At 64.5% G+C, this 20,832-nt stretch carries 23 protein-coding genes; 8 read left to right on the top strand and 15 right to left on the bottom strand.

Annotated elements, in window-relative coordinates:
* The first annotated feature begins 67 nt into the window (after window positions 1-67).
* Window positions 68-1,342, top strand: coding sequence for a UDP-N-acetylglucosamine 1-carboxyvinyltransferase (gene murA, locus QRM89_RS13130; RefSeq protein WP_011037922.1), 1,275 nt, complete (start codon window positions 68-70; stop codon window positions 1,340-1,342).
* Window positions 1,339-1,662 (top strand): hypothetical protein, encoded by a 324-nt coding sequence (locus tag QRM89_RS13125; RefSeq protein ID WP_014508471.1) that lies wholly within the window; start codon window positions 1,339-1,341, stop codon window positions 1,660-1,662. The genes murA and QRM89_RS13125 overlap by 4 nt, the downstream gene beginning before the upstream one ends.
* A gap of 294 nt (window positions 1,663-1,956) precedes the next feature.
* On the opposite strand, the gene QRM89_RS13120 is transcribed toward QRM89_RS13125, so the two are convergent.
* The 5 genes from QRM89_RS13120 to purM all read right to left on the bottom strand — a co-directional run bounded on the left by QRM89_RS13120 (window position 1,957) and on the right by purM (window position 5,693).
* Window positions 1,957-2,640 (bottom strand): DUF3108 domain-containing protein, encoded by a 684-nt coding sequence (locus tag QRM89_RS13120; protein WP_285448209.1) that lies wholly within the window; start codon window positions 2,638-2,640, stop codon window positions 1,957-1,959.
* A gap of 3 nt (window positions 2,641-2,643) precedes the next feature.
* Window positions 2,644-3,441, bottom strand: coding sequence for a DUF3108 domain-containing protein (locus QRM89_RS13115; protein ID WP_011037919.1), 798 nt, complete (start codon window positions 3,439-3,441; stop codon window positions 2,644-2,646).
* A 63-nt stretch (window positions 3,442-3,504) separates the two neighbouring features.
* Window positions 3,505-4,158 carry a phosphoribosylglycinamide formyltransferase gene (gene purN / locus QRM89_RS13110; protein WP_285448208.1) on the bottom strand — a complete coding sequence of 218 codons (654 nt, stop codon included), beginning with the start codon at window positions 4,156-4,158 and terminating at the stop codon, window positions 3,505-3,507.
* 34 nt (window positions 4,159-4,192) lie between these two features.
* The gene (locus tag QRM89_RS13105; RefSeq protein WP_115577410.1) at window positions 4,193-4,651 is read right to left on the bottom strand and encodes a hypothetical protein; all 459 of its coding nucleotides are present in this window, start codon (window positions 4,649-4,651) and stop codon (window positions 4,193-4,195) included.
* Window positions 4,652-4,667: 16 nt separating this feature from the next.
* A complete protein-coding gene (purM, locus tag QRM89_RS13100) occupies window positions 4,668-5,693 on the bottom strand; it encodes a phosphoribosylformylglycinamidine cyclo-ligase (protein ID WP_285448207.1) in 1,026 nt (341 codons plus the stop codon).
* 129 nt (window positions 5,694-5,822) lie between these two features.
* Between purM and QRM89_RS13095 the strand changes: the two genes are divergently transcribed.
* The 3 genes from QRM89_RS13095 to hda are packed head-to-tail and all read left to right on the top strand — an operon-like array spanning window position 5,823 to window position 8,796.
* A complete protein-coding gene (locus QRM89_RS13095) occupies window positions 5,823-6,935 on the top strand; it encodes a DUF2066 domain-containing protein (protein ID WP_042598094.1) in 1,113 nt (370 codons plus the stop codon).
* Window positions 6,932-8,098, top strand: a complete 1,167-nt coding sequence (locus tag QRM89_RS13090; protein ID WP_012437783.1) for an AI-2E family transporter — start codon at window positions 6,932-6,934, stop codon at window positions 8,096-8,098. Before QRM89_RS13095 ends, QRM89_RS13090 begins: the two co-directional genes overlap by 4 nt.
* On the top strand, window positions 8,095-8,796 hold the full coding sequence (hda, locus tag QRM89_RS13085; protein ID WP_057671876.1) for a DnaA regulatory inactivator Hda: 702 nt from the start codon (window positions 8,095-8,097) through the stop codon (window positions 8,794-8,796). Before QRM89_RS13090 ends, hda begins: the two co-directional genes overlap by 4 nt.
* Before the next feature lie 17 nt (window positions 8,797-8,813).
* Here the strand turns inward: hda and murU are convergent, their stop codons facing one another.
* The 4 genes from murU to QRM89_RS13065 all read right to left on the bottom strand — a co-directional run bounded on the left by murU (window position 8,814) and on the right by QRM89_RS13065 (window position 12,543).
* Window positions 8,814-9,524 carry an N-acetylmuramate alpha-1-phosphate uridylyltransferase MurU gene (murU, locus tag QRM89_RS13080; RefSeq protein ID WP_285448206.1) on the bottom strand — a complete coding sequence of 237 codons (711 nt, stop codon included), beginning with the start codon at window positions 9,522-9,524 and terminating at the stop codon, window positions 8,814-8,816.
* On the bottom strand, window positions 9,521-10,558 hold the full coding sequence (locus QRM89_RS13075) for a phosphotransferase (RefSeq protein WP_225042137.1): 1,038 nt from the start codon (window positions 10,556-10,558) through the stop codon (window positions 9,521-9,523). Before QRM89_RS13075 ends, murU begins: the two co-directional genes overlap by 4 nt.
* Window positions 10,559-10,613: 55 nt before the next feature.
* Complete coding sequence (locus tag QRM89_RS13070) at window positions 10,614-10,886, bottom strand: GlsB/YeaQ/YmgE family stress response membrane protein (protein ID WP_011037910.1); 273 nt, start codon at window positions 10,884-10,886, stop codon at window positions 10,614-10,616.
* A gap of 163 nt (window positions 10,887-11,049) precedes the next feature.
* Window positions 11,050-12,543: a M20 family metallopeptidase gene (locus QRM89_RS13065; RefSeq protein WP_285448205.1), complete on the bottom strand. Its 1,494-nt coding sequence runs from the start codon at window positions 12,541-12,543 to the stop codon at window positions 11,050-11,052.
* A gap of 157 nt (window positions 12,544-12,700) precedes the next feature.
* On the opposite strand from QRM89_RS13065, the gene QRM89_RS13060 reads away from it, so the two are divergent.
* Together QRM89_RS13060 and QRM89_RS13055 are read left to right on the top strand one after the other, a co-directional pair.
* Window positions 12,701-13,075, top strand: coding sequence for a helix-hairpin-helix domain-containing protein (locus QRM89_RS13060; RefSeq protein WP_008572623.1), 375 nt, complete (start codon window positions 12,701-12,703; stop codon window positions 13,073-13,075).
* Window positions 13,076-13,358: 283 nt separating this feature from the next.
* Window positions 13,359-14,467 (top strand): IS3 family transposase gene (locus QRM89_RS13055; protein ID WP_272910642.1). Its coding sequence is split into 2 segments (ribosomal slippage): window positions 13,359-13,620 and window positions 13,620-14,467, totalling 1,110 coding nucleotides; the frame shifts between segments, so codons are not numbered across the junction.
* A 218-nt stretch (window positions 14,468-14,685) separates the two neighbouring features.
* On the opposite strand, the gene QRM89_RS13050 is transcribed toward QRM89_RS13055, so the two are convergent.
* From QRM89_RS13050 to QRM89_RS13025, 6 genes are all read right to left on the bottom strand, one after another.
* Complete coding sequence (locus QRM89_RS13050; RefSeq protein ID WP_285448204.1) at window positions 14,686-15,159, bottom strand: hypothetical protein; 474 nt, start codon at window positions 15,157-15,159, stop codon at window positions 14,686-14,688.
* Between the two features lie 424 nt (window positions 15,160-15,583).
* Complete coding sequence (locus tag QRM89_RS13045) at window positions 15,584-16,057, bottom strand: hypothetical protein (RefSeq protein ID WP_153064896.1); 474 nt, start codon at window positions 16,055-16,057, stop codon at window positions 15,584-15,586.
* Between the two features lie 83 nt (window positions 16,058-16,140).
* Entirely contained in the window at window positions 16,141-17,550 is a 1,410-nt protein-coding gene (locus tag QRM89_RS13040) for an Ig-like domain-containing protein (protein ID WP_285448203.1), read from the bottom strand.
* Window positions 17,551-17,736: 186 nt separating this feature from the next.
* Window positions 17,737-18,300, bottom strand: a complete 564-nt coding sequence (locus QRM89_RS13035; protein ID WP_285448202.1) for a hypothetical protein — start codon at window positions 18,298-18,300, stop codon at window positions 17,737-17,739.
* A gap of 483 nt (window positions 18,301-18,783) precedes the next feature.
* The gene (locus tag QRM89_RS13030; protein ID WP_285448201.1) at window positions 18,784-19,320 is read right to left on the bottom strand and encodes a hypothetical protein; all 537 of its coding nucleotides are present in this window, start codon (window positions 19,318-19,320) and stop codon (window positions 18,784-18,786) included.
* Window positions 19,321-19,365: 45 nt separating this feature from the next.
* Entirely contained in the window at window positions 19,366-19,692 is a 327-nt protein-coding gene (locus QRM89_RS13025) for a hypothetical protein (protein ID WP_285448200.1), read from the bottom strand.
* Window positions 19,693-19,930: 238 nt separating this feature from the next.
* On the opposite strand from QRM89_RS13025, the gene QRM89_RS13020 reads away from it, so the two are divergent.
* Window positions 19,931-20,527 carry a HutD family protein gene (locus QRM89_RS13020; protein ID WP_228418916.1) on the top strand — a complete coding sequence of 199 codons (597 nt, stop codon included), beginning with the start codon at window positions 19,931-19,933 and terminating at the stop codon, window positions 20,525-20,527.
* Window positions 20,528-20,832: the final 305 nt, after the last annotated feature.

Raw genomic sequence — 20,832 nt, 5'->3', positions numbered from 1 at the left:
CAGCCTCCAGCGCGCGCCTGACCGCCTCCGCATTCCCCTGACTTCATTTCGGATTCCCTGAGTTCCCATGGCAAAAATCGTAGTGACCGGCGGCCAAGCGCTGCACGGTGAGGTCCATATTTCCGGCGCCAAGAATGCGGTGCTACCGATCCTGTGCGCGACCCTGCTGGCCGATGCGCCGGTGGAGATCAGCAACGTGCCGCACCTGCACGATGTGATCACCACGGTGAAGCTGCTCAGCGAGCTGGGCGCCGAGGTCACCATCGATGAAGGCACGCTGGCCAAGGGGCGCTCGATCCTGGTAGACCCGCGTTCGGTCACCCACCAGATCGCGCCGTACGAGCTGGTCAAGACCATGCGCGCCTCGATCCTGGTGCTGGGCCCGCTGCTGGCGCGCTATGGCACCGCCGAAGTGTCGCTGCCCGGCGGTTGCGCGATCGGCTCGCGGCCGGTGGACCAGCACATCAAGGGCCTGCAGGCCCTGGGCGCAGATATCAGCGTGGAAAACGGCTACATCAAGGCCACCAGCAACGGCCGGCTCAAGGGCGGACGTTACGTGTTCGACATGGTCAGCGTCACCGGCACCGAGAACGTGCTGATGGCCGCCGTGCTGGCCGAAGGCACTACCGTGCTGGAAAACGCGGCGATGGAGCCGGAAGTCACCGACCTGGCCGACTGCCTGATCGCGCTGGGCGCACAGATCGAAGGCGCCGGCACGCCGCGCATCACGGTGCAGGGCGTCGAGCGCCTGGGCGGCGGCCACCATGCGGTGTTGCCGGACCGCATCGAGACCGGCACCTTCCTGGTGGCCGCAGCGATGACCGGCGGCAGCGTCACCGTGCGCCGCGCGCGCCCGGACACCCTGGACGCGGTGCTGGACAAGCTCACCGAAGCCGGCGCGACGATCACCACCACCGCCGACAGCGTCACCTTGGACATGCACGGCAAGCGCCCGCGCGCGGTCAACCTGACCACCGCGCCGTACCCGGCGTTTCCCACCGACATGCAGGCGCAATTCATGGCGCTCAACTGCGTGGCCGACGGCGTGGGCGTGATCAACGAGACGATCTTCGAAAACCGCTTCATGCACGTCAACGAACTGCTGCGCCTGGGTGCGGATATCCAGGTGGAAGGGCATACCGCGATCGTGCGCGGCGCCGAACGCCTCAGCGGCGCGCCGGTGATGGCCACCGACCTGCGTGCGTCGGCCTCGCTGATCCTGGCTGGCCTGGTCGCCGACGGCGACACCACCATCGATCGCATCTACCACCTGGACCGTGGTTACGAAAACATCGAGGAGAAGCTGGGGGCGCTGGGCGCGACCATCCGGCGCATCGCATGATCCTGCGCGGCCAATTCACCACCCGCCGCAAGGTGCTGCTGGGCGTGATCGTGCTGATCCTGGCGTGGCTGGTCTACGCCTGGTCGGTCGGCATGGCGATCACGCAGGGCGTCGAGTTCAAGGACATGGACTGGAACGGCGACGGCACGGCCAGCCGCGAGGAAATCGCGCAATCGTTCTACGCGGTGGCGGTCAAAAAGACCGTCGAAGGCAAGCGCCATTGCGATCTGTTTTATTGGCGCTCAACCGAAGCGCAGATTCGCGTGGATTGCCGCACGGTGTTCAGTACCGGCGATGACAAGGCGGCGGCCAAGCCGTGAGGTGAGTGCGTAAGGGCGTTGAGAGCCTTACGCGTCTCGCATATGCCTCGATCTGCGAGGTGAGTCGTGCCATGTGCGAGCTGGGACGAGACACATGCAGACACAAAAAAGCCCGGCACGCTGCCGGGCTTTTTGATGGTCGATGCGCAGCGCAATGAACGCGCAGATGCACCATCTTCATTCGTAGGAGCGCGCTCGCGCGCGATGGGGCTTTATCGATAACGCCTCATCGCGCGCAAGCGCGCTCCTACGTCCGGCCGCACACCTGAGATCGGGCGGCGGCCTGGCGAGTCGTCAGCGCAGTGCCTTGATGGTCAGATCCAGCGCGTCCTGGCCTTTTTCCTTCTGCAGCAAGCGCGCCGGCACCGGCAGGTCCTTGACCACCCATGCGATCAATTCCTTGTCGCCGTCCACACGCGACACCTTGGTGGCCTGCTCCTGCTTGCCGTTGACGGTGATGGTTTCCTTGCCCACCACCTTGTAGCTCATCGGCTTGATGCGGCCTTCGTCCACCATGCGGTAGTTCAGCGGCTTGCCAGCGGCCAGGTCGCGGGTGATGGCCAGGTTGATCAACAGCGCATCCATATCGCCCGGCTGCAGCTTGACCGGGCCGCGGCGGTCCGGCTTGATGTCGCCGCTCCAGGTAGCCTGGCTGGTCTTCCAATCGTAGTTGGCGGTGACGTTGCGCCGCTTGACCATCATCGAAGAGGTGTCGTTGCTGCTGACCGGGCGCAGCTGGCCATTGGCTTCTTCGAACACCGTGCTCTGGGTCAGGTTGGCCAGCTGGTTCTGGATGGTGAGCGTGTAGCGCCACTGGTTGGCGCCGGCCGCGACCAGGGTCATGGTGCCGTTGGCTTGCATGCCCATGTAATTGGCCGAGTAATCGGCCTGGAACGGCTGCACGGCCAGCGCGGGCAGGCTGGCAACCGCCAGGGCCGCTGCGGCAATCAACGAACTGGTACGGGAGAACGTCTTCATGGGTCAGGCTCCTTGGTATTCGACCAGGCGCAGATCGACCTGATCCTCACCTTTGTCACGTTGCAGGATGCGGACCGGCGTAGGTACGCCATTGGCAATCCAGAGGATGGTTTCGTTGTCGCCGCTGTTGACACGGTACACGCGCAACGCGTCGTAGCTGAGGTCGCCCACCTGCACCACTTCGGTGGCATCGGCGGCGCGGTAATCGTATTGGCGCACCCGGCCGACATCGACGTAGCGGTAGCTCAGGCTGCGGCCGGGTTGTGCGTCGCGCATCAGCGACAGATTGAGCGACAGCGCGCTCTGGTCGCCGCGCTGCAACGGAATCGGCTGCTGGCGCTCTTTCTTCAGGTCGCCGTCCCATTGCGCGGTGCCGGCCTGCCAGTTGTAGACGCCGGTGACCTTCTTGCCGAAGAACATCGCCTTGCGCACGGTGCTCTGGGTCAGCGGCACGTAGGTGTCGCCATCGACCCGGAACACGGTGCTCTGCTCCAGGTTCAGGCCCAGGATGCTGGCAAAGCCCTTGCGCCCGCGCACGGCCATGTCGATACGCCATTGGTTGCCGTCGCCGTGACTGACCTGCATGGTGGCGTCGCCGGCTTCCTTGCCGCGGTAGAACGCCTGGTAGGTCGCCACGAATGGCTCCAGCGCCGGCGGCGTCCAGCTACTGGCCGGCAAGGCCGGAGCGGCAGGTTGCGCGGGCACGGGCGCGGCGGCCGGGGCCTGTTGCGCACGGCCGATACCGGCCTGGCAAAGCAGGGCCGTGGTGAACAACGCGACAGCGAAGGGGAGGACTTTCATGCGCGGGAGCGAGGCACGGGGCCGCAAGGATGTCCGAGAGGGAATGAGGGGCGCGTGTCCGCGCTAAACAAGCGCGATGCCAGCGGACTCTAGTCGCAGTGGTGTAAACAGGCACTGACCGTCGATATGCACGCGCCCGTCGGGCGTGGTGACCCGGCCGCTGGCCAGTAACCGCAGCGTCGCGAGCAGCAGCGGGTGTTCGCGGTCCAGCACCCGCGCCGCCAGTGACTCGGCGGTGTCGTCCGGCAACACCGGCACATGGGCTTGGGCGATCACCGGGCCAGCATCCAGTTCCGGCACCACCAGATGCACGCTGGCACCGTGCTCGGCATCGCCGGCTTCCAGCGCCCGCGCATGCGTGTGCAAGCCGCGGTATTTGGGCAGCAGCGAGGGATGGATGTTGAGCATGCGCCCGGTGAAGCGGCGCACCAGGGGCTCGCACAGGATGCGCATGTAGCCGGCGCAGATCACCCAATCCGGCTGGACTGCGGCGATGGCGTCGCCCAATGCACTGTCGAACGCCGCGCGGTCGGCGAACGCGCGTGGGCTGGCGCTCCAGCGTCGCGACGCATCCACTTTCTGCAAGGCCGGCGCCTGTTCCCGGTCGGAAAACACACCGACCACCTCAGCCGCCAACTGCCCGACGGCAATCGCATCGAGGATGGCCTGCAGATTGCTGCCGCGCCCGGAGGCCAGGACGGCAAGGCGCAGGCTCATACAATCACGCCCATCGTTGTATCGCAGACGCAGCTCAAGCGGCTGCCGCGTTGGAGACAAACAACGCCTTGACCTGCGGTCGCAGCAGAACCACCAGCGTAAACACGCCGACCACGGTGCCGAACGGCATGAACGAACAGGAAATACCGGCGACGATCAGGCACAGCAGATGCCGTCTGCGCTGGGCGATGCAACGACCGGCATACGCCATGAAGCCGGCCAGTGTGAGGCCGCAGGCGATGAAGCCTGCCGCGAACACCACGAAGAACCAGCCGAACCAGCGGGGATCCATCTCTGGCGCGTCGGCATTGGTCGTGGTCATCGGCAGGTGGCCGGTGACGATCGCCAGCCCCATGAACAGGTGGATCAACGGGAATAACGAAAACAGCCCGGTGATGCCGGCCAGCACGTAATGGAAGATCGACAGCAACTTCAGCTGCTGCAGATCCTCGGCGGTGGCAGTTGTAGACACGTAAACGGGCGCGGCTTCCATGCGGGTGCTCCTTGGGTCAACCAATCCGGACGCGTTCGTCGCCCTGTGCCGTCACTACCTGGCCAATGCGCCAATGCGCCAGCGACTGTGCGTCCAGTGCCTGTTCCAGCGCGGCGGCCTGCGCCGGTGCGGCGACCAGCACGAAGCCGATGCCGCAATTGAAGGTGCGCCACATTTCGGCATCGGCCACCGCGCCTTCGCGCTGCAGCCAGGCGAACACCGGCGGCAAGGTCCATGCCGTGGCGTCGATGTCCAGGCCCAGGCCGTCCGGGATCACCCGGATGATGTTCTCGGTCAGCCCGCCGCCGGTGACATGCGCCATGGCGTGGATCGCCTCGCTGTGCGATTTGAGCAGGGCCAGGATCGGCTTGACGTACAGCGCGGTCGGCGCCATCAGCGCGTCGATCAGCGCTACGCCGTCGTCCAGCACCAGATCGGCCGGCGAGCCGGCACGCTCGTAGATCTTGCGGATCAGCGAATACCCATTGGAATGCGGTCCGGAGGAGGCGATGCCGATCAGCACGTCACCCTCGCGCACCTGCGCGCCGTCCAGCAGCTGCGATTTTTCCACCGCGCCAACGGTGAAGCCGGCCAGGTCGTATTCGCCTGGCGGGTACATGTCGGGCATCTCGGCGGTTTCGCCACCGATCAGCGCGCAGCCGGAGAGCTCGCAGCCGCGCGCGATGCCGCCGACCACCGCCGCGGCGGTGTCGATATCCAGCTTGCCGGTGGCGAAGTAGTCCAGAAAGAACAGCGGTTCGGCACCCTGCACCAGCACGTCGTTGACGCACATGCCGACCAGGTCGATGCCGATGGTGTCGTGGCGGCCGAGCTGCTGGGCGAGTTTGAGCTTGGTGCCCACCCCGTCGGTGCCGGAGACCAGCACCGGCTCCTTGTACTTGCCGGACAGGTCGAACAAGGCACCGAAGCCGCCCAGGCCGCCCATCACCTCCGGTCGAAAGCTGCGCTTGACCAGGGGTTTGATGCGTTCGACCAACGCATTGCCGGCATCGATGTCGACGCCCGCGTCACGGTAGGTCATGGGCGAGGGATTGGAAGGCGTTGGGCTGGTCACGGGTGGGGTGGCTCGGCGGTAAAGGCGGCGATTTTAACAGCCACGTTGGCGCTAGCGTCCCATTCGGGCAACAATTCACCCGGATACGCTTACGTCATGGAACCGTCGATGCGCCGCAGTCTCGCTTTCTTTCTCGCCCTCGTGGTCGCCATGCCCGTGTTGCCGGCCTACGCCCAGGCCGATCTGCGCACCGAAGGCGACGTCGCCAAGGCGCAGGGCGCCTACGATGCCGAAGTGCCGGTCAACAGCCAGAGCGAGTCCGATCGCCCCGGCGCGTTGGCGCGTGCTCTGGGGGCGGTGCTGGGCAAGGTGTCCGGCGACCGCAGCGTCATGAGCCGCCCCGGCGTGCCGCAGGCGCTGCGCAATGCGCCCAACTACGTCGATCACTACGACTACCGCCAGGATCAGGGCACCTCGCGCAGTGGCGCGCCGACCTTCCGCACCGTGCTGGTGGCCCGTTTCCGCCAATCCGACGTCGACGGCCTGATCGCCGCGCTGGGCCTGCCGGTGTGGCCGCAGCCGCGCCCGAAACCGGTGCTGTGGCTGGCCATCGACGACGGCAGCGGCCCGCGTTTGGTCGGCGTCGCGCAGGCCAACGCTGCGCGCAGCGTGCTCGACCGCGCGATCGAGCGTGGTTACCGGCTCGGCCTGCCGGGTGGCGCGGCCGCCGAACAGGCCCTGGCTGGCGCCATCTGGCGCAAGGACACCGCCGCCGTTGCGCGCGCGTCGGCCAAGTACAGCCCGCCGATGCAGTTGATCGGCAAGCTCTACCGCACTGATGCCGGCTGGACCGCCGATTGGGTGTTCGTGGACAACGGCAACGTGCTCTCCAGCTGGACCAGCAGCGACGGCGATGCCCGCCGCGCAATGGCCGCCGGTGCCGACGGCGCCGCCGATGCACTGGTGAAGCGCTACGCCAAGCGGGTGGACTCGGGCGTGCCCGGGGTCTACCGCGTGGTGATCACCGGCATCAGCAGCGCCGACGACTACCTGCGCGTTTCCGCCGCGCTGCAGGGCGTGTCGGTGGTGCGCAGCATCCGCCCGGTGAGCGCAAATGGCGATCGCATGGAGCTTGACCTGGAGCTGCTCACGGGCATTTCCGGGCTCAACCGTATGCTCGGCGACAACAGCCCGCTGATCTCGGTTTCCGTGCCGACCGAAGGCCCCATCATTCTCGAAAACGAGCACGCCGAGTACCGCCTCAAATGATCCTGACCCCCGAGGCGGAAATCGCCCAGTTCCTGCGCCGCCTCAAATGGGCGGCGGTGATCGTCGGCGTGCTGTGGGTGGTGTCGCTGCTGTCACCGATCCTCACCCCGTTCGTGCTGGCGCTGCTGCTGGCCTGGCTGGGCGACCCGCTAGTGGACCGCATCGAACGTGCCGGGCGCTCGCGCAACATGGCGGTCACCCTGGTCTTCATTCTCATGGTGCTGCTGGTGGTGCTGGCGCTGATGATCCTGGTGCCGATGATGGAGCGCCAGATCATGACCTTGATCGATGCGCTGCCGCAGATGCGCGACTGGGCGATCGGCACCGCCATTCCCTGGCTGGAGCGTCGCACCGGCGTGGAGCTGATGGGCTGGCTGGACCCGGAACGCCTGATCGAGTGGATCCGCAGCCACTGGGAGCAGGCGGGCGGCGTTGCCAAGACCTTCTTCGGCTATGTCTCACGCTCGGGCTTTGCAATGGTCACCTGGGTGATCAACCTGGCCTTGTTGCCCATCCTGGCGTTCTATTTCCTGCGCGACTGGGACCGCATGGTGGAGCGCGTGGCGGCGGTGATTCCGCGTGCCTACATCGGCACCGTGAGCCGGCTCGCGCTGGAGTCCAACGACGTGCTGGGCGGTTTCATTCGCGGCCAGTTCCTGGTGATGCTGGCGCTGGGCGCCATCTATGCCACCGGCCTGTCCATCATCGGGCTCAACCTGGGCTTGCTGATCGGCATCATCGCCGGCTTCATCAGCTTCATTCCGTACCTGGGCGCCACCACCGGCATCGTGTTGGCGCTGCTGGCAGCGATCGTGCAGGCGCAGGGGTTCGACCTGAAATTGCTGATCGGCGTGGGCGTGGTGTTCACCGTCGGCCAGTTGCTGGAAAGTTACGTGCTGACCCCGCGCATTGTCGGCGACAAGATCGGCCTGCACCCGGTGGCGGTGATCTTTGCGGTGATGGCCGGCGGCCAGCTGTTCGGCTTCCTCGGCATGCTGCTGGCGCTGCCGGTGGCGGCGGTGGCCAACGTGCTGCTGCGCTATGCGCATGAGCGCTACACCCAGAGCGATCTGTATGCCGGCGAGCGTGCCGGCATCGTGTTGCAATCCGGGCCCGAGCGCAGCGTGATCATCGACGCCAGCAAGGACGCGGATCGGTCGTGAGCGTGCCGCAATTGCCGTTGGCGTTGCGTGCGCCTTCCGACCAGCGACTGGACAGCTATATCGCCGCACCGGACGGTTTGATCGCGCAACTGCAGGCGTTCGCCGCCGGCCAGCTGAGCGACTGGCTGTATCTGGCTGGTCCAAGCGGCACCGGCAAGACCCATTTGGCCTTGTCGGTCTGCGCGGCGGCCGAGCAGGCCGGGCGCAGCTCGGCCTACCTGCCGTTGCAGGCGGCGGCTGGCCGCTTGCGCGATGCGCTCGAAGCGTTGGAAGGGCGCAGCCTGGTGGCGCTGGACGGCGTGGACAGCATTGCCGGCCAGCGCGAGGACGAAGTGGCGCTGTTCGATTTCCACAACCGTGCGCGCGCTGCCGGGATCACGCTGCTGTACACCGCCCGCCAGATGCCCGACGGCCTGGCGCTGGTGTTGCCCGACCTGCGCTCACGCTTGTCGCAATGCGTCCGCATCAGTTTGCCGGTGCTGGACGATGTTGCACGCGCAGCGGTCTTACGCGACCGCGCGCAGCGACGCGGGCTGGCGCTGGACGAGGCTGCGATCGATTGGCTGTTGACCCACAGCGAGCGTGAGCTGGCCGGGTTGGTTGCCTTGCTGGACCGGTTGGACCGTGAATCCCTGGCTGCGCAGCGGCGGGTGACGGTGCCGTTCCTGCGCCGCGTGCTCGGCGACCGCACGTCCTGACGACGGCGCTGCCGCGCTCAGTCGCGGCGCTGAGTCAATTGTGCATCCAGCTCGGCTAGCCGCTGTGGTGTGCCTACATCGGTCCAGCGACCACGGTGGTGCACGCCATCGATCCGGCCAGCGGCCATCTGCGCGCGCAGGATCGGTGCCAGCGGGAAGCGCGGCGGCGCCTCACCGGCGCTGGGAAGCGGCCCGATCACGCGTTCCCACGCGTGCAACAGGGCAGGGCGATACAGGCCGATGCCGGCATAGGTGAGCGTCGGCATTGCCGTGCTGCTCACCTTGCCCTCGTCAGTCAACGCAAAATCCGCGCGTGCCGCATACGCTGGCGGGTCGACCAGCACCAGCGTTGCCAGGCTGTCGGGTGCGATGTCGAGCGTGGCGAAGTCGATGTCGCTCCAGATGTCGCCATTGACCAGCAGGAAGGGCGCATCGCCGAGCAACGGCAACGCGTGCAGCATGCCGCCGCCGGTCTCCAGCGGGGTGCTGCCTTCGTAGGAATAGGTCAGACGCAGCCCGAAGGCGCTGCCATCGCCCAGCACCTGCGGAAACTGCGCAGCCAGCCACGACGTATTGATGACCACCTCGTCCACGCCCATTGCAGCCAACTTGCGCAGATGCCAGACGATCAACGGTGTGCCGCCCACCGACAACAGCGGCTTGGGCGTGTGTTCGGTCAACGGACGCATGCGCTCACCGAATCCGGCAGCAAAGATCAACGCCTTCATGCGGCGGTTCCATTGGCGTTGCCGTGTGCCATGCGTGCGGCCAGTGCGGGTTTGATCTGCTGGTCGAGCAAATCGATCAAGGGTGCCAATTCGGCATGGCGCGGCAACACTTCGTCCAGGTAGGTGATGAAGCGCGGCACGTTGTCCAGGTACCAGTGCTTGCCATCGCGGTAACTCAACCGCGAAAAAATGCCGAGGTTTTTCAGATGCCGCTGCACGCCCATCCAGTCCGCATCGCGCAGAAACTGCGGCCACGCCGGCACCGGCAAACCGGCCACCTGCGCACGTGCGTGGTATTGCGCCAGCCACGCGTCCACACGCGCTAGTGGCCAGCTCACCGAGGTGTCCTTGAACAGGCTGATCGGGTCGTAGGCGATCGGGCCGATCACGCAGTCCTGGAAGTCCAGCACCGCCGGGCCGTCCGCGACCGGCATCAGGTTGCGCGGCATGAAGTCGCGATGGGTGAACACGCGAGCTTGCGCCAGCGCGTTATCCATCAGACGGCGCTGCACCAGCTGCAATTGCTCCGCGTGCGCGCAGTCCAGCTGCAGGCCGAGGTGGCGGCCAAGAAACCATTCCTCGAACAGGCCAGCGTCGCGTTGCAGCAGCGCTTCGCCAAACACACCGCTGCCGTCGGGCGGCGGAATGCGTTGCAGCAACAGCAGTTGGCTGATCGCCGCCTCAAGCAGAGCATCAGCCGTGGAATCGGTGAGCACCTGTGCCAGCGTCGGCACCCCCAGGTCTTCGAGCAACAGCAAGCCTGCATCCAGGTCGCGCGCCAACACCTGCGGCACGCGCACGCCGTGCTGCTCGAGCAGATCGCGCATGCGCAGCCACGGCGCCACATTTTCCAGATCCGGCGGCGAATCCATCACGATGCGATCCGGCCCGGCGCTGCGGCTGCGCCAGTAACTACGAAAACCGGCATCCACCGACGCACGCTGCAGCGTGGCCTGTGGATCGCCCAGTGCCTGTCGCGCCCACTGCAGGCGCTGGCTGTCACGCGAGGTATCGGAAGAAAGTGATGAAGTCATGGCATGGCGCACAGTGAAACGGCGCGCAGCGCACGCCGCAGAAAGGAGGGATGTCTTAGCGCTTGCTGCCGCTGAACAGGCGCAGCAGTGCCAGGATGGCGATGGCGCCCAGCAACGCGCCCAGGAAGCCTGCCGGTTCGCCGGCGTGGTACCAGCCCATGTAGCGGCCGAACCAACTGGCCAGCAAGGCACCGGCGATGCCCAGCACGATGGTCAGCAGGCAGCCCAGCCGTTGCGTGCCGGGCGTAATGAAACGTGCCAGCAGGCCGACCACGAAACCGACCAGGATGATGTACAGCCAACTGTCGCTACCAAACAGGTTGTTCATTGCAGCACCAGCGGGAAGAAGAGCGGCAGACTAGCATTGCGCGTCACCGACGCCATGTGCAGATCGACGCGGGGTGATTGCACGGAGCGCTTGCAGCCGTGCGGTCAAGACAGCCGGCCGGCCCGCAGTGCGCCAGGCCGGACGATCGTCGCAGCGCGCTGCCTCAGCAGCAGCCGTGTCCACCATGTCGGGTGCCGCTGTCCGCTGCCACCGGCGAGCCGCTGGTTTCGCCACGCATGCAGGCGGCGTGGTGCTCGGTGATCACCTTCGAGACGCAGGCGGTGACGCGCTTGCCCATCGGGATGTGCAGGAATTCGTTCGGGCCATGCGCATTGGAATGCGGGCCGAGCACGCCGGTGATCATGAACTGCGCACCGGGGAATTTCTCGCCCAGCATGCCCATGAACGGGATCGAGCCGCCTTCGCCCATGTACATCGCCGGCTTGTCGAAGAAGGCGCGGCTGGCGTCGTCGATGGCTTTCTCCAGCCAAGGCGCCATGCCCGGCGCGTTCCAGCCGGAGGAGGCCTTTTCCAGCTCCAGCGTGACCTGCGCGCCGTTCGGTGGGTCGCGCAGCAAGGCCTGCTTGAGCAGCTCGCCGCAGGCCTTGCCGTCAGCAGTGGGCGGCAGGCGCAGCGACAGCTTCACCGCGGTCTGCGGACGCAGCACGTTGCCGGCCGAAGCCAGCGGCGGCATGCCATCCACACCCGTGACCGACAAGGCCGGGCGCCAGGTCCGGTTCAACACCAGCTCGGTGAGGTCCTCGTGCATCGGCACCAGCCCGTCCACCATCGGAAACTTGTCGAAGATGGCCGTGTCCAGCGTTGCCGCCGCACTGCGGGCCTGTGCCAGTCGCTCGGCGGGCACGTCCACGTGCAGGCCATCGAGCAGGATGCGTCCGCTGGTTTCGTCCTCGATCCGCGACAGCAGCTGGCGCAGCAGGCGGAAGCTGGACGGCACCACGCCGGACGCGTCGCCCGAGTGCACGCCTTCCTCCAGCACCTTCACGGTCAGGTTGCCGCCGGTCAGCCCGCGCAGCGAGGTCGTGCACCACAGCTGCTCGTAGTTGCCGCAACCCGAATCCAGGCACACCACCAGCGACGGCTTGCCAATGCGCTCGGCCAGGTGGTCCACGTAGGCGGGCAGGTCGTAGCTACCCGATTCCTCGCAGGCCTCGATCAGCACCACGCAGCGCGTATGCGACAAGCCTTGCGCACGCAGCGCCATTACCGCGGCCAGCGATCCGAAGATGGCGTAGCCATCGTCCGCGCCGCCGCGCCCATACAGTTTGTCGTCGCGCAGCACCGGCTCCCAGGGGCCGAGATCGGCATCCCAGCCGGTCATTTCCGGCTGCTTGTCCAGGTGGCCGTACAACAGCACGGTGTCCTCGCCAGACTCCGGCCCGGTGGCCGGGATCTCGATGAAGATCAACGGCGTGCGGCCTTCCAGGCGCACCACTTCGACCTGCATGCCGTTGATGGCCTGGGCGCGTGCCCAGGTTTCCATCAGAGTGACGGCCTGTTCCATATAGCCATGCGCGACCCAGTCGGCATCGAACATCGGCGACTTGTTGGGGATGCGGATGTAATCGACCAGTTGCGGGACGATCTCGCGATCCCACGTGTCGCTGACGAATTGGTCGATCTTGGCGCTATCCATACGGGCTCCGAATGCGTGACGTAATGGCACATTCTACGCCGCAGTCAGGGGGTAGGGATTTCCCTACAAGGCACCGCGCAGTTCACCGGCTGTGTGAAAAGTTCGTTGGCGATAGGATTGCTGCATGTGGCGCGGGACACTGGCTCCGCCGGCAGGAATGCTGGCTAGGACCATCACCCAAGCCACAAGGAGCGTTGCAATGAAGTCATTTACCGTAGTCCTGAAGTCCCTGCTACTGGCGTTGTTGTTGTCCTCGAATGCGTATGCACTCGACAAGGTCGATATCAACACCGCGTCTGCTGAGGAATTGGACAAGGTGCTGATGAATGTCGGGCGATCAAAAGCCGAGGCAATCGTCGAGCACCGTCAGGCAAACGGTCCCTTCAAAAGTGCCGAGGAACTGGCACTGGTCAAGGGCATCGGACTCAAGACGGTCGAACGGAATCGAGACCTGATCGAAGTGGGCGCCACGATGGCTCCCGCCAAGAAGGCTGCCAAGGGGGCAGCGGTGAAGCCGGTGGGACGGCGTTAAGGGGAAGGGATCCGAGATACGGTTCGACGCGAGGATGCGTGGCCGCAACCTAACTGGACAGGATGTCTGGGGGATGGCTGGAAGCCGACAAGGACGTGAAATCGCCCGGTGTTGCACTTGGATGTGCAGCCGGGCGTTTTTCGTTTGGGTGGATCTGAGCGGCCTTCACCATGATGCTGCCGTAGTGAAAGGCACTGCACGGAACACAGCGGAGGCAGGCGCGACGTCCCCCCAATTTTGAGTAGCGCCTCAGTTTGGAGTCCAATTCCCTACCCCGAGGAGATTGGACGTAAAGAAGCGCTTTACCGAAGAACAGATCATCGGCTTCCTGCGCGAAGTCGAAAGCGGCGTCGCCATTAAGGACCTGTGCCGGCGGCATGGCTTCAGCGAGGCCTCGTACTACCTGTGGCGCAGCAAGTTCGGTGGGATGAGCGTGCCCGATGCCAAGCGGCTCAAGGAGCTTGAGTCCGAGAACGCGCGGCTGAAGAAGTTGCTAGCCGAGCAGCTGTTCGAGAACGACCTGATCAAGGATGCACTGCGAAAAAAGTGGTAAGCGCACCGGCGCGTCGGACGCTGGTGCGCGAATGGATCGGGCGTGGTGTCAGCGAGCGTCGTGCGTTGGCAGTGATCGGTATGAGCGCCAGTGCACTGCGGTATTGCCCGCGCGAAGATCGCAATGGCGAACTGCGCGAACGCATCTGTGCGTTGGCACATCGCCATCGCCGCTATGGCGTGGGGATGATATATCTCAAACTGCGACAGGAAGGACGCATCGTGAACTACAAGCGTGTGGAGCGGTTGTACCGCGAGCAGCAGCTGCAGGTGCGCCGCCGCAAGCGCAAGAAGGTCCCAATGGGCGAGCGTCAGCCGCTGCTGCGGCCATCGCAGGCCAACCAGGTGTGGTCGATGGACTTCGTGTTCGACCGCACCGCCGAAGGCCGGGTGATCAAGTGTCTGGTGATCGTGGACGATGCAACCCACGAAGCGGTCGCCATCGAAGTGGAGCGCGCGATCTCCGGGCACGGCGTGACGCGCGTGCTGGACCGACTGGCGCACAGTCGCGGTTTGCCGAAGGTGATCCGTACTGACAACGGCAAGGAGTTTTGCGGTAAGGCGATGGTCGCCTGGGCGCATGCCCGTGATGTGCAACTACGGCTCATCCAGCCAGGCAAACCGAACCAGAACGCCTACGTCGAATCCTTCAACGGCCGACTGCGCGACGAATGCCTCAACGAGCACTGGTTCCCGACGTTACTGCACGCGCGCACCGAAATCGAACGCTGGCGACGCGAATACAACGAGGACCGACCCAAGAAAGCAATCGGCGGCATGACGCCGGCTGCTTATGCCCAACATCTGGCAAACACCGATATCATCAACCCCGGACTCTAAACCAGGCCGCGACTCAGGGCGGGGGGACGTCGATGCCGGTATGAGGTACCTCAGGGACAGAGCTGCCGTCGGACTACAGCCCAACAAAGCTGGAACCGCATGCCAGAATGGAGAACTAAAATGCTCCAGGTGGCCAGACTCTCCTAAGCCTTTGTCACTGGCAACCCATGCATCTCCATTGCTGCCGGGAGATAGCGCGTATTCAAGAAGCCGTATCGTCAGGGTGTGGGAATACCCATTTCGGGCAAGCTTACCCCCAACCGTTCTTTAACCTTTCTCAATGCAGCTGTTTCGGCTTTGATGACAACACCAAATCCCCGGAGGCGTGCTTTCGGGTCGGGATTATCAGCATCGAGGCCCCTGACAGTTTTCCTGCTCACCTCGCATGGACACCCAGGTTCATAGCCCGAGATGACCAGCGTAGAGCCGGGAGCATTCGGCCCCTTCGGTACACTGCTCAATTGAAATTCAAGTACGGTGCTCCAAAAGCCGGACCGATTCGAATACTCCTTGCGGCTGGCAAGCCGAAATCCAGATTGTTCGTAAGCCTCAATGTAAGCGCGTTCTAGAGCATTACGCGACATGCCGACGTGTGATGTTCCTCTATAGGCGGGACTAGTCGCGGCGGATGGCTGGTTCATCAGTAACCCCAGAGTCAAGGTGGCAATAACGAGCAATCGACGGGCTTGCATGTAGCGGTCTCCGGTCTTGGGACATCTTGATCTCAAGATGGATTTCAATTGCCGCCGCCCATGTAGCTGGCTGCCGCTGCTCACTCGCGCTGCATCGCCACACCGGTCTACGCAACCGGTTGATCGATTCCCGACAGCGGCTCGCCTAACAACGCGGACCGTCCACTGCTGCCCGGTCCAGTCGGGTACGTTCCCGCCGTGGCCGTCCAACAGCGGCCGAAGCGCCAAGACTCGACCGGTGGCGTCAACGCGCTATGGGTTTTCCGAGTTGCTGTCGGGCTGCAGTCCATGGGACGCTGGAGAGGCATGCCAGGATGGGGAAGTGAGCTCTCCAAGCGGGCTGACTCGGCTAAGTCGTTGTCACTGGCCGCCCGTTTATTCCCATGGCTGCGCAGGCATAGCGTGAATCTTAGAAGCAGCAGCGTCAGGGTATGGGCATATCCACAGTGGGCAAGCTCACCCCTAACCGTTGCCGTACCTTTGCCAGCGCCGCCGTATCAGCTTTGATGAGAACACGTAGTCCCCGAACGTATGCCGCCATATCGGGACTTTCGGCATCAGGCCCAACGAAGCTTTGCCTTCTCAGGTCGCATGCGCATATGGTTTGTTGACTGCCCGAGAGACGAAGCGTGGTGCCAGGCTCGTTGGGTCCCTTTGGTGCACTGTTCAACTGGAACACGAGGTCGATCGTCCAGGTGCCGCCGGGATCCACCTGCCTGTCGCGGCCTGCCAGGCGGAATCCAGACTGCTCATAGGATTCGACGTAGGCTCGTTCCAGAGCCTGCGGTGACATGCCGTTATGAGGCACTTCGCCAACGGGAGTAACTGCTGCGGATGGGTGGTTCACAAATAATCCTAGGGTCAGGGTGGCGATAAGGATCAATCGACGGGCTTGCATGTGGCGTTCTCCGGTTCTTGAGACATCTTTGCCTCCGATATGAATTTCAATGGCCGCCGCCCGTCGGGGGCGGCGGCCATCGCTCAGTCGCGCCGCACCACCAGACCTGTCTGTGCAACCAGCAGATCGATCCCCGACACCGTGCCGCCCAGTAGCGCGGCCCATCCAGTATTTCCCAGTCCCGTTGGGTACGTTCCGGCCGTGGCCGTCCAGTCGATCACCGGCTGGCTGGACGCTCCCAGGTTGACGACGATGTAGCCACCGCCCTGGACGCTTCCGACAGAGGCTGACGCACCGACGACAATGCTCATCGCATTGTCGCGGGGCGGGTTCTTCGACACCACCAGGGTGATGCTCGCGCTGGCGGTCAGCTTGCCGTCGCTGACCGAGTAGGTGAACGTGTCGGTACCGACGAAGCCGCTCTTCGGGCGATACGTATAGCTGCCATCGCGGTTGCGCGTCAGTGAACCCTTCGACGGATTGGTGAGGCTCAGCGTCAGCGCGTCGCCGTCCGGGTCGTTGACCAGGCAGTCGAAATCGATCCGAACGCTGCCGTCCTTTTGCACCTGGTACGAGGCACTTTGGGCGGTGGGTGCGCGGTTCACCTTCTGCACCGTGATGTTCACCATGGCTACGCCCGACTGCGCATCGCCGTCGGTCGCCCGGTAGCTGAAGCTGTCGGTGCCGTACCAGCCCTTGTCGGGCGTGTAGGTATAGCTGCCATCGGCATTCAACGACAGCTTGCCGTGGGACGGTGCGCAGACCAGCAGGGCGGCGAGGCGGTCGCCGTCGGCATCGGTGTCGTTGCCGAGCACATCGATGCGCACGGCGGCACCGGCCATGGTGGTGGCCTTGTCGTCCTTGGCCACGGGCGCACGGTTCGGCGCCAGTACCGTGATGCTGACGGTGACCGGCCTGGAGTCGAGTGCGCCATCGGTTGCAACGTACGTGAACGTGTCGGTCCCGATAAAGCCGGACTTGGCCGTATAGCTGAAGCTGCCGTCGCGGTTGCGGGTAAGCGTGCCGTTCTTCGGCGAGGTGGCGAGCTTCGCGGTCAGGCCGTCGCCGTCGACATCGCTGTCGTTGGCGAGCACGTCCAGGCGCGTTGCCACGCCGGCACGTACGGTGAAGGCATCCGCGGCTGCGACCGGCGCCTGGTTTACAGGCGCCACGCGGATCCAGACCATTGCCGGGTTCGAGCGGTACTGACCGTCGAACGCCTGATAGGTAAAGCCGTCCAGGCCGTACCAGTTGGCATCCGGTGTGTACGTATAGGTACCGTCCGGATTGAGCGACAGGCGACCGTGGCTCGGGCCGCAGACCAGCATGGCCTTCAGGTCGTCACCGTTGATATCCCAGTCGTTGGCGGTTGGGTCGATCCGTACCGAACCGTTCTCCTTGAGGTCCACCACATCGTCGAACGCAAGCGGCGGCAGGTTCGGGCCCAACACCGTGACCGTGACCGTCGCGGTGTTGGAAGTGGCTTTTGCCATCGTTGACCACATAGGTGAACGTGTCGGTTCCGGTAAAGAAACAGTCCACGGAGTGGCCGGCGCGTTCCAGGGCTCGCGGCGACGTGCCGGTATGAGGCGTGCCGCCGACTGTCTCGCTTTCTGACCAAATTTGTGCCGCGAGATGCGCTGTGGATGAGAAACGCCGGGGTCAGGTGGACGCCAGCATCACTCGGCGAGCGGCGATGCAGTGCTCTTGTGTGAGTCTGGAGGTGTGGGCATATCAATACGGGGCAAGCTTACCCCCAACCGTTGCCGGACCTTTGCCAGCGCAGCGGTATCGGCTTTGATGAGAAGACGTTGTCCGCGTGCGGACGCCGCCAGATCGGAACTACCGTAGTCAGCCCACGTGAAGTCTAGCCTGCTCACGCCGCATGGGCATCGGGGGCCAGCGATGCGCAGCGTGGTGCCAGGCGCGCCGGGTCCCTTCGGCGCACTCTTCAACTGGAACACGAGCTCGATCAACCAGTCGCCTGGCGGCGGCGACACATGGCGGCTGGCCAACCGGAATCCGGACTGCTCATACGATTCGATGTAGGCGCGCTCCAGCGCCCGCATCGACATGCCGAGATGAGTCCACTCCGGGACGATGGGCCGACCTTCCGGGACCTGCTGTGACGTGCCGGCATCAGGCACTGCGGGGACGGAAGGACGATTTTGCGCGGCGGATAGGTGGTTCACCAGTAACCCCAGGGTCAGGGTGGCAATCAGGATCAATCGACGGGCTTGCATGTAGCGGTCTCCGGTTCTTGGGACATCTTGCCCCTGATATGAATTTCAATGGCCGCCTCCCGGTAAGGAGGCGGCTACAGCTCTGTCGCGCCGCACCACCAAGCCGGTCTGCGCAACCAGCAGATCGATCCCCGACGCCGAGCTGTCCAGCAGTGCGGCCCATCATCCAGCGCTCCCGATCCCGTCGGGTACTTTTCCGCCGTGGCCGTCCAGTCGATCGCAGTTGGCTGGAAGTGCCCAGATTGACGACGACGTAGCCACCGCCCTGGACGCTTCGGGCAGAGGCCGACGCACCGAGACTCGACAGGTGCCGGCAACGCGCAAGGGGTTTGCGAGCTGCCAGTAGACTGCAGCCCATAACGCTGGAGACGTATGCCAAGGTGTGGGCGTGAAATGTCCCAGGCGGCCTGAGTCGGCTAAGCCGTCGTCACTGGTATTCACTATTGCTGCGGAGGGACAGCGCGTGTCGCGGAGGCAGTAGTGTCAGGGTGTAAGCGTATCGATAGCAGGCAAGCTCATTCCCAACCGTTGCCGGACCTTTGCCAAAGCGGCCGTATCGGCTTTGATGAGCGCACGCGTTCCCCGTGCGACTAATGTCGGATCCGGACTATAGGCATCGGGCCCTACGAAACTTTCTCTCGTAACGGAGCAGCCACATGTGTCCGGCCGACTGATCAAGATACTGAGCGTAGTGCCAGGTGCGTCAGATCCCTTCGGCGCAGTCTTCAGCTGGAACACGAGCTCGATATTCCAAATGCCTTTGGGATACGACCGCCTGTGGCGGTTTGCCAGGCGGAATCCAGACTGCTCATAGGATTCGATGTAAGCGCGTTCCAGCGCCCGCATCGACATGCCGATATGAGGCCACTGTTGAGGAATGGGCCGACCTTCGGGGATCTGCTGCGACGTGCCGGCATCAGGCACTTTGGTAACGGAAGGACGACCTTGCGCGGCGGATGAGTGGTTCATCAATAATCCCAGGGTCATGGTGGCGATCAGGATCAATCGACGGGCTTGCATGCAGCGTTCTCCGGTTCTTGGGACATCTTGCCCAATATGACGATTTCAACGGCCGCCGCCCATCGGAGGCGGCGGCCATCGCTCAGTCGCGTCGCACCACCAAACCTGTTTGCGCAACCAGCAGATCGCGATCCCCGACACCGCGCCGCCCAGTAGCGCGGTCCATCCCGTATTCCCCAGGCCTGTCGGGTACGTTCCGGCCGTCGCCGTCCAGTCGATCACGGGCTGGCTGGACGCACCCAGGTTGATCACGATGTAGCCACCGGCCTGGACGCTTCCGGTGGAGGCCGACGTACCAACGATAATGCTCATCGCATTGTCCTGGGGCGGGTTCTTGGACACCACCAGGCTGATGCTCGTACTGGCCGTCATCTTGCATCGGTGACCGAGTGGGTGACGGTGTGGGTGCCGACGAAGTCCGCTTCGGCTGTGTAGATCAACGGGTTGTCGGCGGCCCACACGGTTTTTCATGAAGCTGCGGCGGTCGTGCAGATTTGTCGCATGGCATGTTGAATGCCGGCGCAAACGGCAAACGGCAAACGGCAAACGGCAAACGGCAAACGTGCACGGAGCCGGGACCACGCTCTAGCGCTTCGTGCACAATGCGCCGATGCAGCTGACAGACCTGAGCAGCCGGGTGATCCCGGCCACCGAGTACCGCCGTGAGCGGTGGCGCAACCAGTTGGGCTGGACCCGCGAGATCCTGCGGCTGGGAGAGCCCGACGATGCCTGGGCGCTGCGGCTTTCGATTGCCGAGATCGAACAGGACGCGGCGTTCTCCGCGTTTCCCGGGATCGACCGCGAGCTGGTGTTGCTGCGTGGCAATGGCATGCAGCTGCAGTTTGGCGACGGGCGGCAGCACAGCTTGCTGCCGCCGTATCAGCGGCTGCGGTTCGCGGGCGAGGAGGCGGTCACTGCCGTGCTGAGCGACGGGCCGACGCAGGACTTCAACCTGATGTGGCGGCGCGCTGTGTTGCAGACCGAGCTGCTGCACCGCCCGCTGGTGGGCACGATGCTGTTCTTTGCCGACCCCGGCAGTGCCTGGGCGATCCATCTACTTACCGGGCAGGCCAATTTTGGCCGTGACAGTGGGTTGCCGCCGTTGCTGGCCGGTGACACCGCGTGGTTGTCGGCGCAAACGCGCAGCCGCTTCGTGCTGGATGGCGGCGGCGAACTGCTGGCGATCCGGGTGAGCCCGGCTGGTTGAGGTGGCGGACTTTTAGGTGCAGATGCAGGTGCAGCTTCACAGGGCAGTTGCATCTGCAGATCCACGGGAGCCGCTGCACTGCGGCCGGCAAGTAAAGCGCAACCTATCCGTACAGCATTTGAGTTTCGCTTGGAACAACGACCGTCAGTACACGTCGCGGCGATACCCCCCGCTGCTGAGTAGTGCCTGTTTGAGGTCGATTCCCAGAATGCTGTCGAGGGTGGCATCGACCTGCGGGCAGTTGAGTTTCGCTTGGAACAACGACCATCAATACACGTCGCGGCGATACCGCCCATTGCTGAGCA

Source organism: Xanthomonas sp. LMC-A-07 (assembly GCF_030208825.1).
GTDB classification, from domain to species: Bacteria; Pseudomonadota; Gammaproteobacteria; order Xanthomonadales; family Xanthomonadaceae; genus Xanthomonas; species Xanthomonas campestris.
The sequence above is the reverse complement of the archived record's forward strand: the minus strand, read 5'-3'. Positions and strand labels throughout refer to the sequence as shown.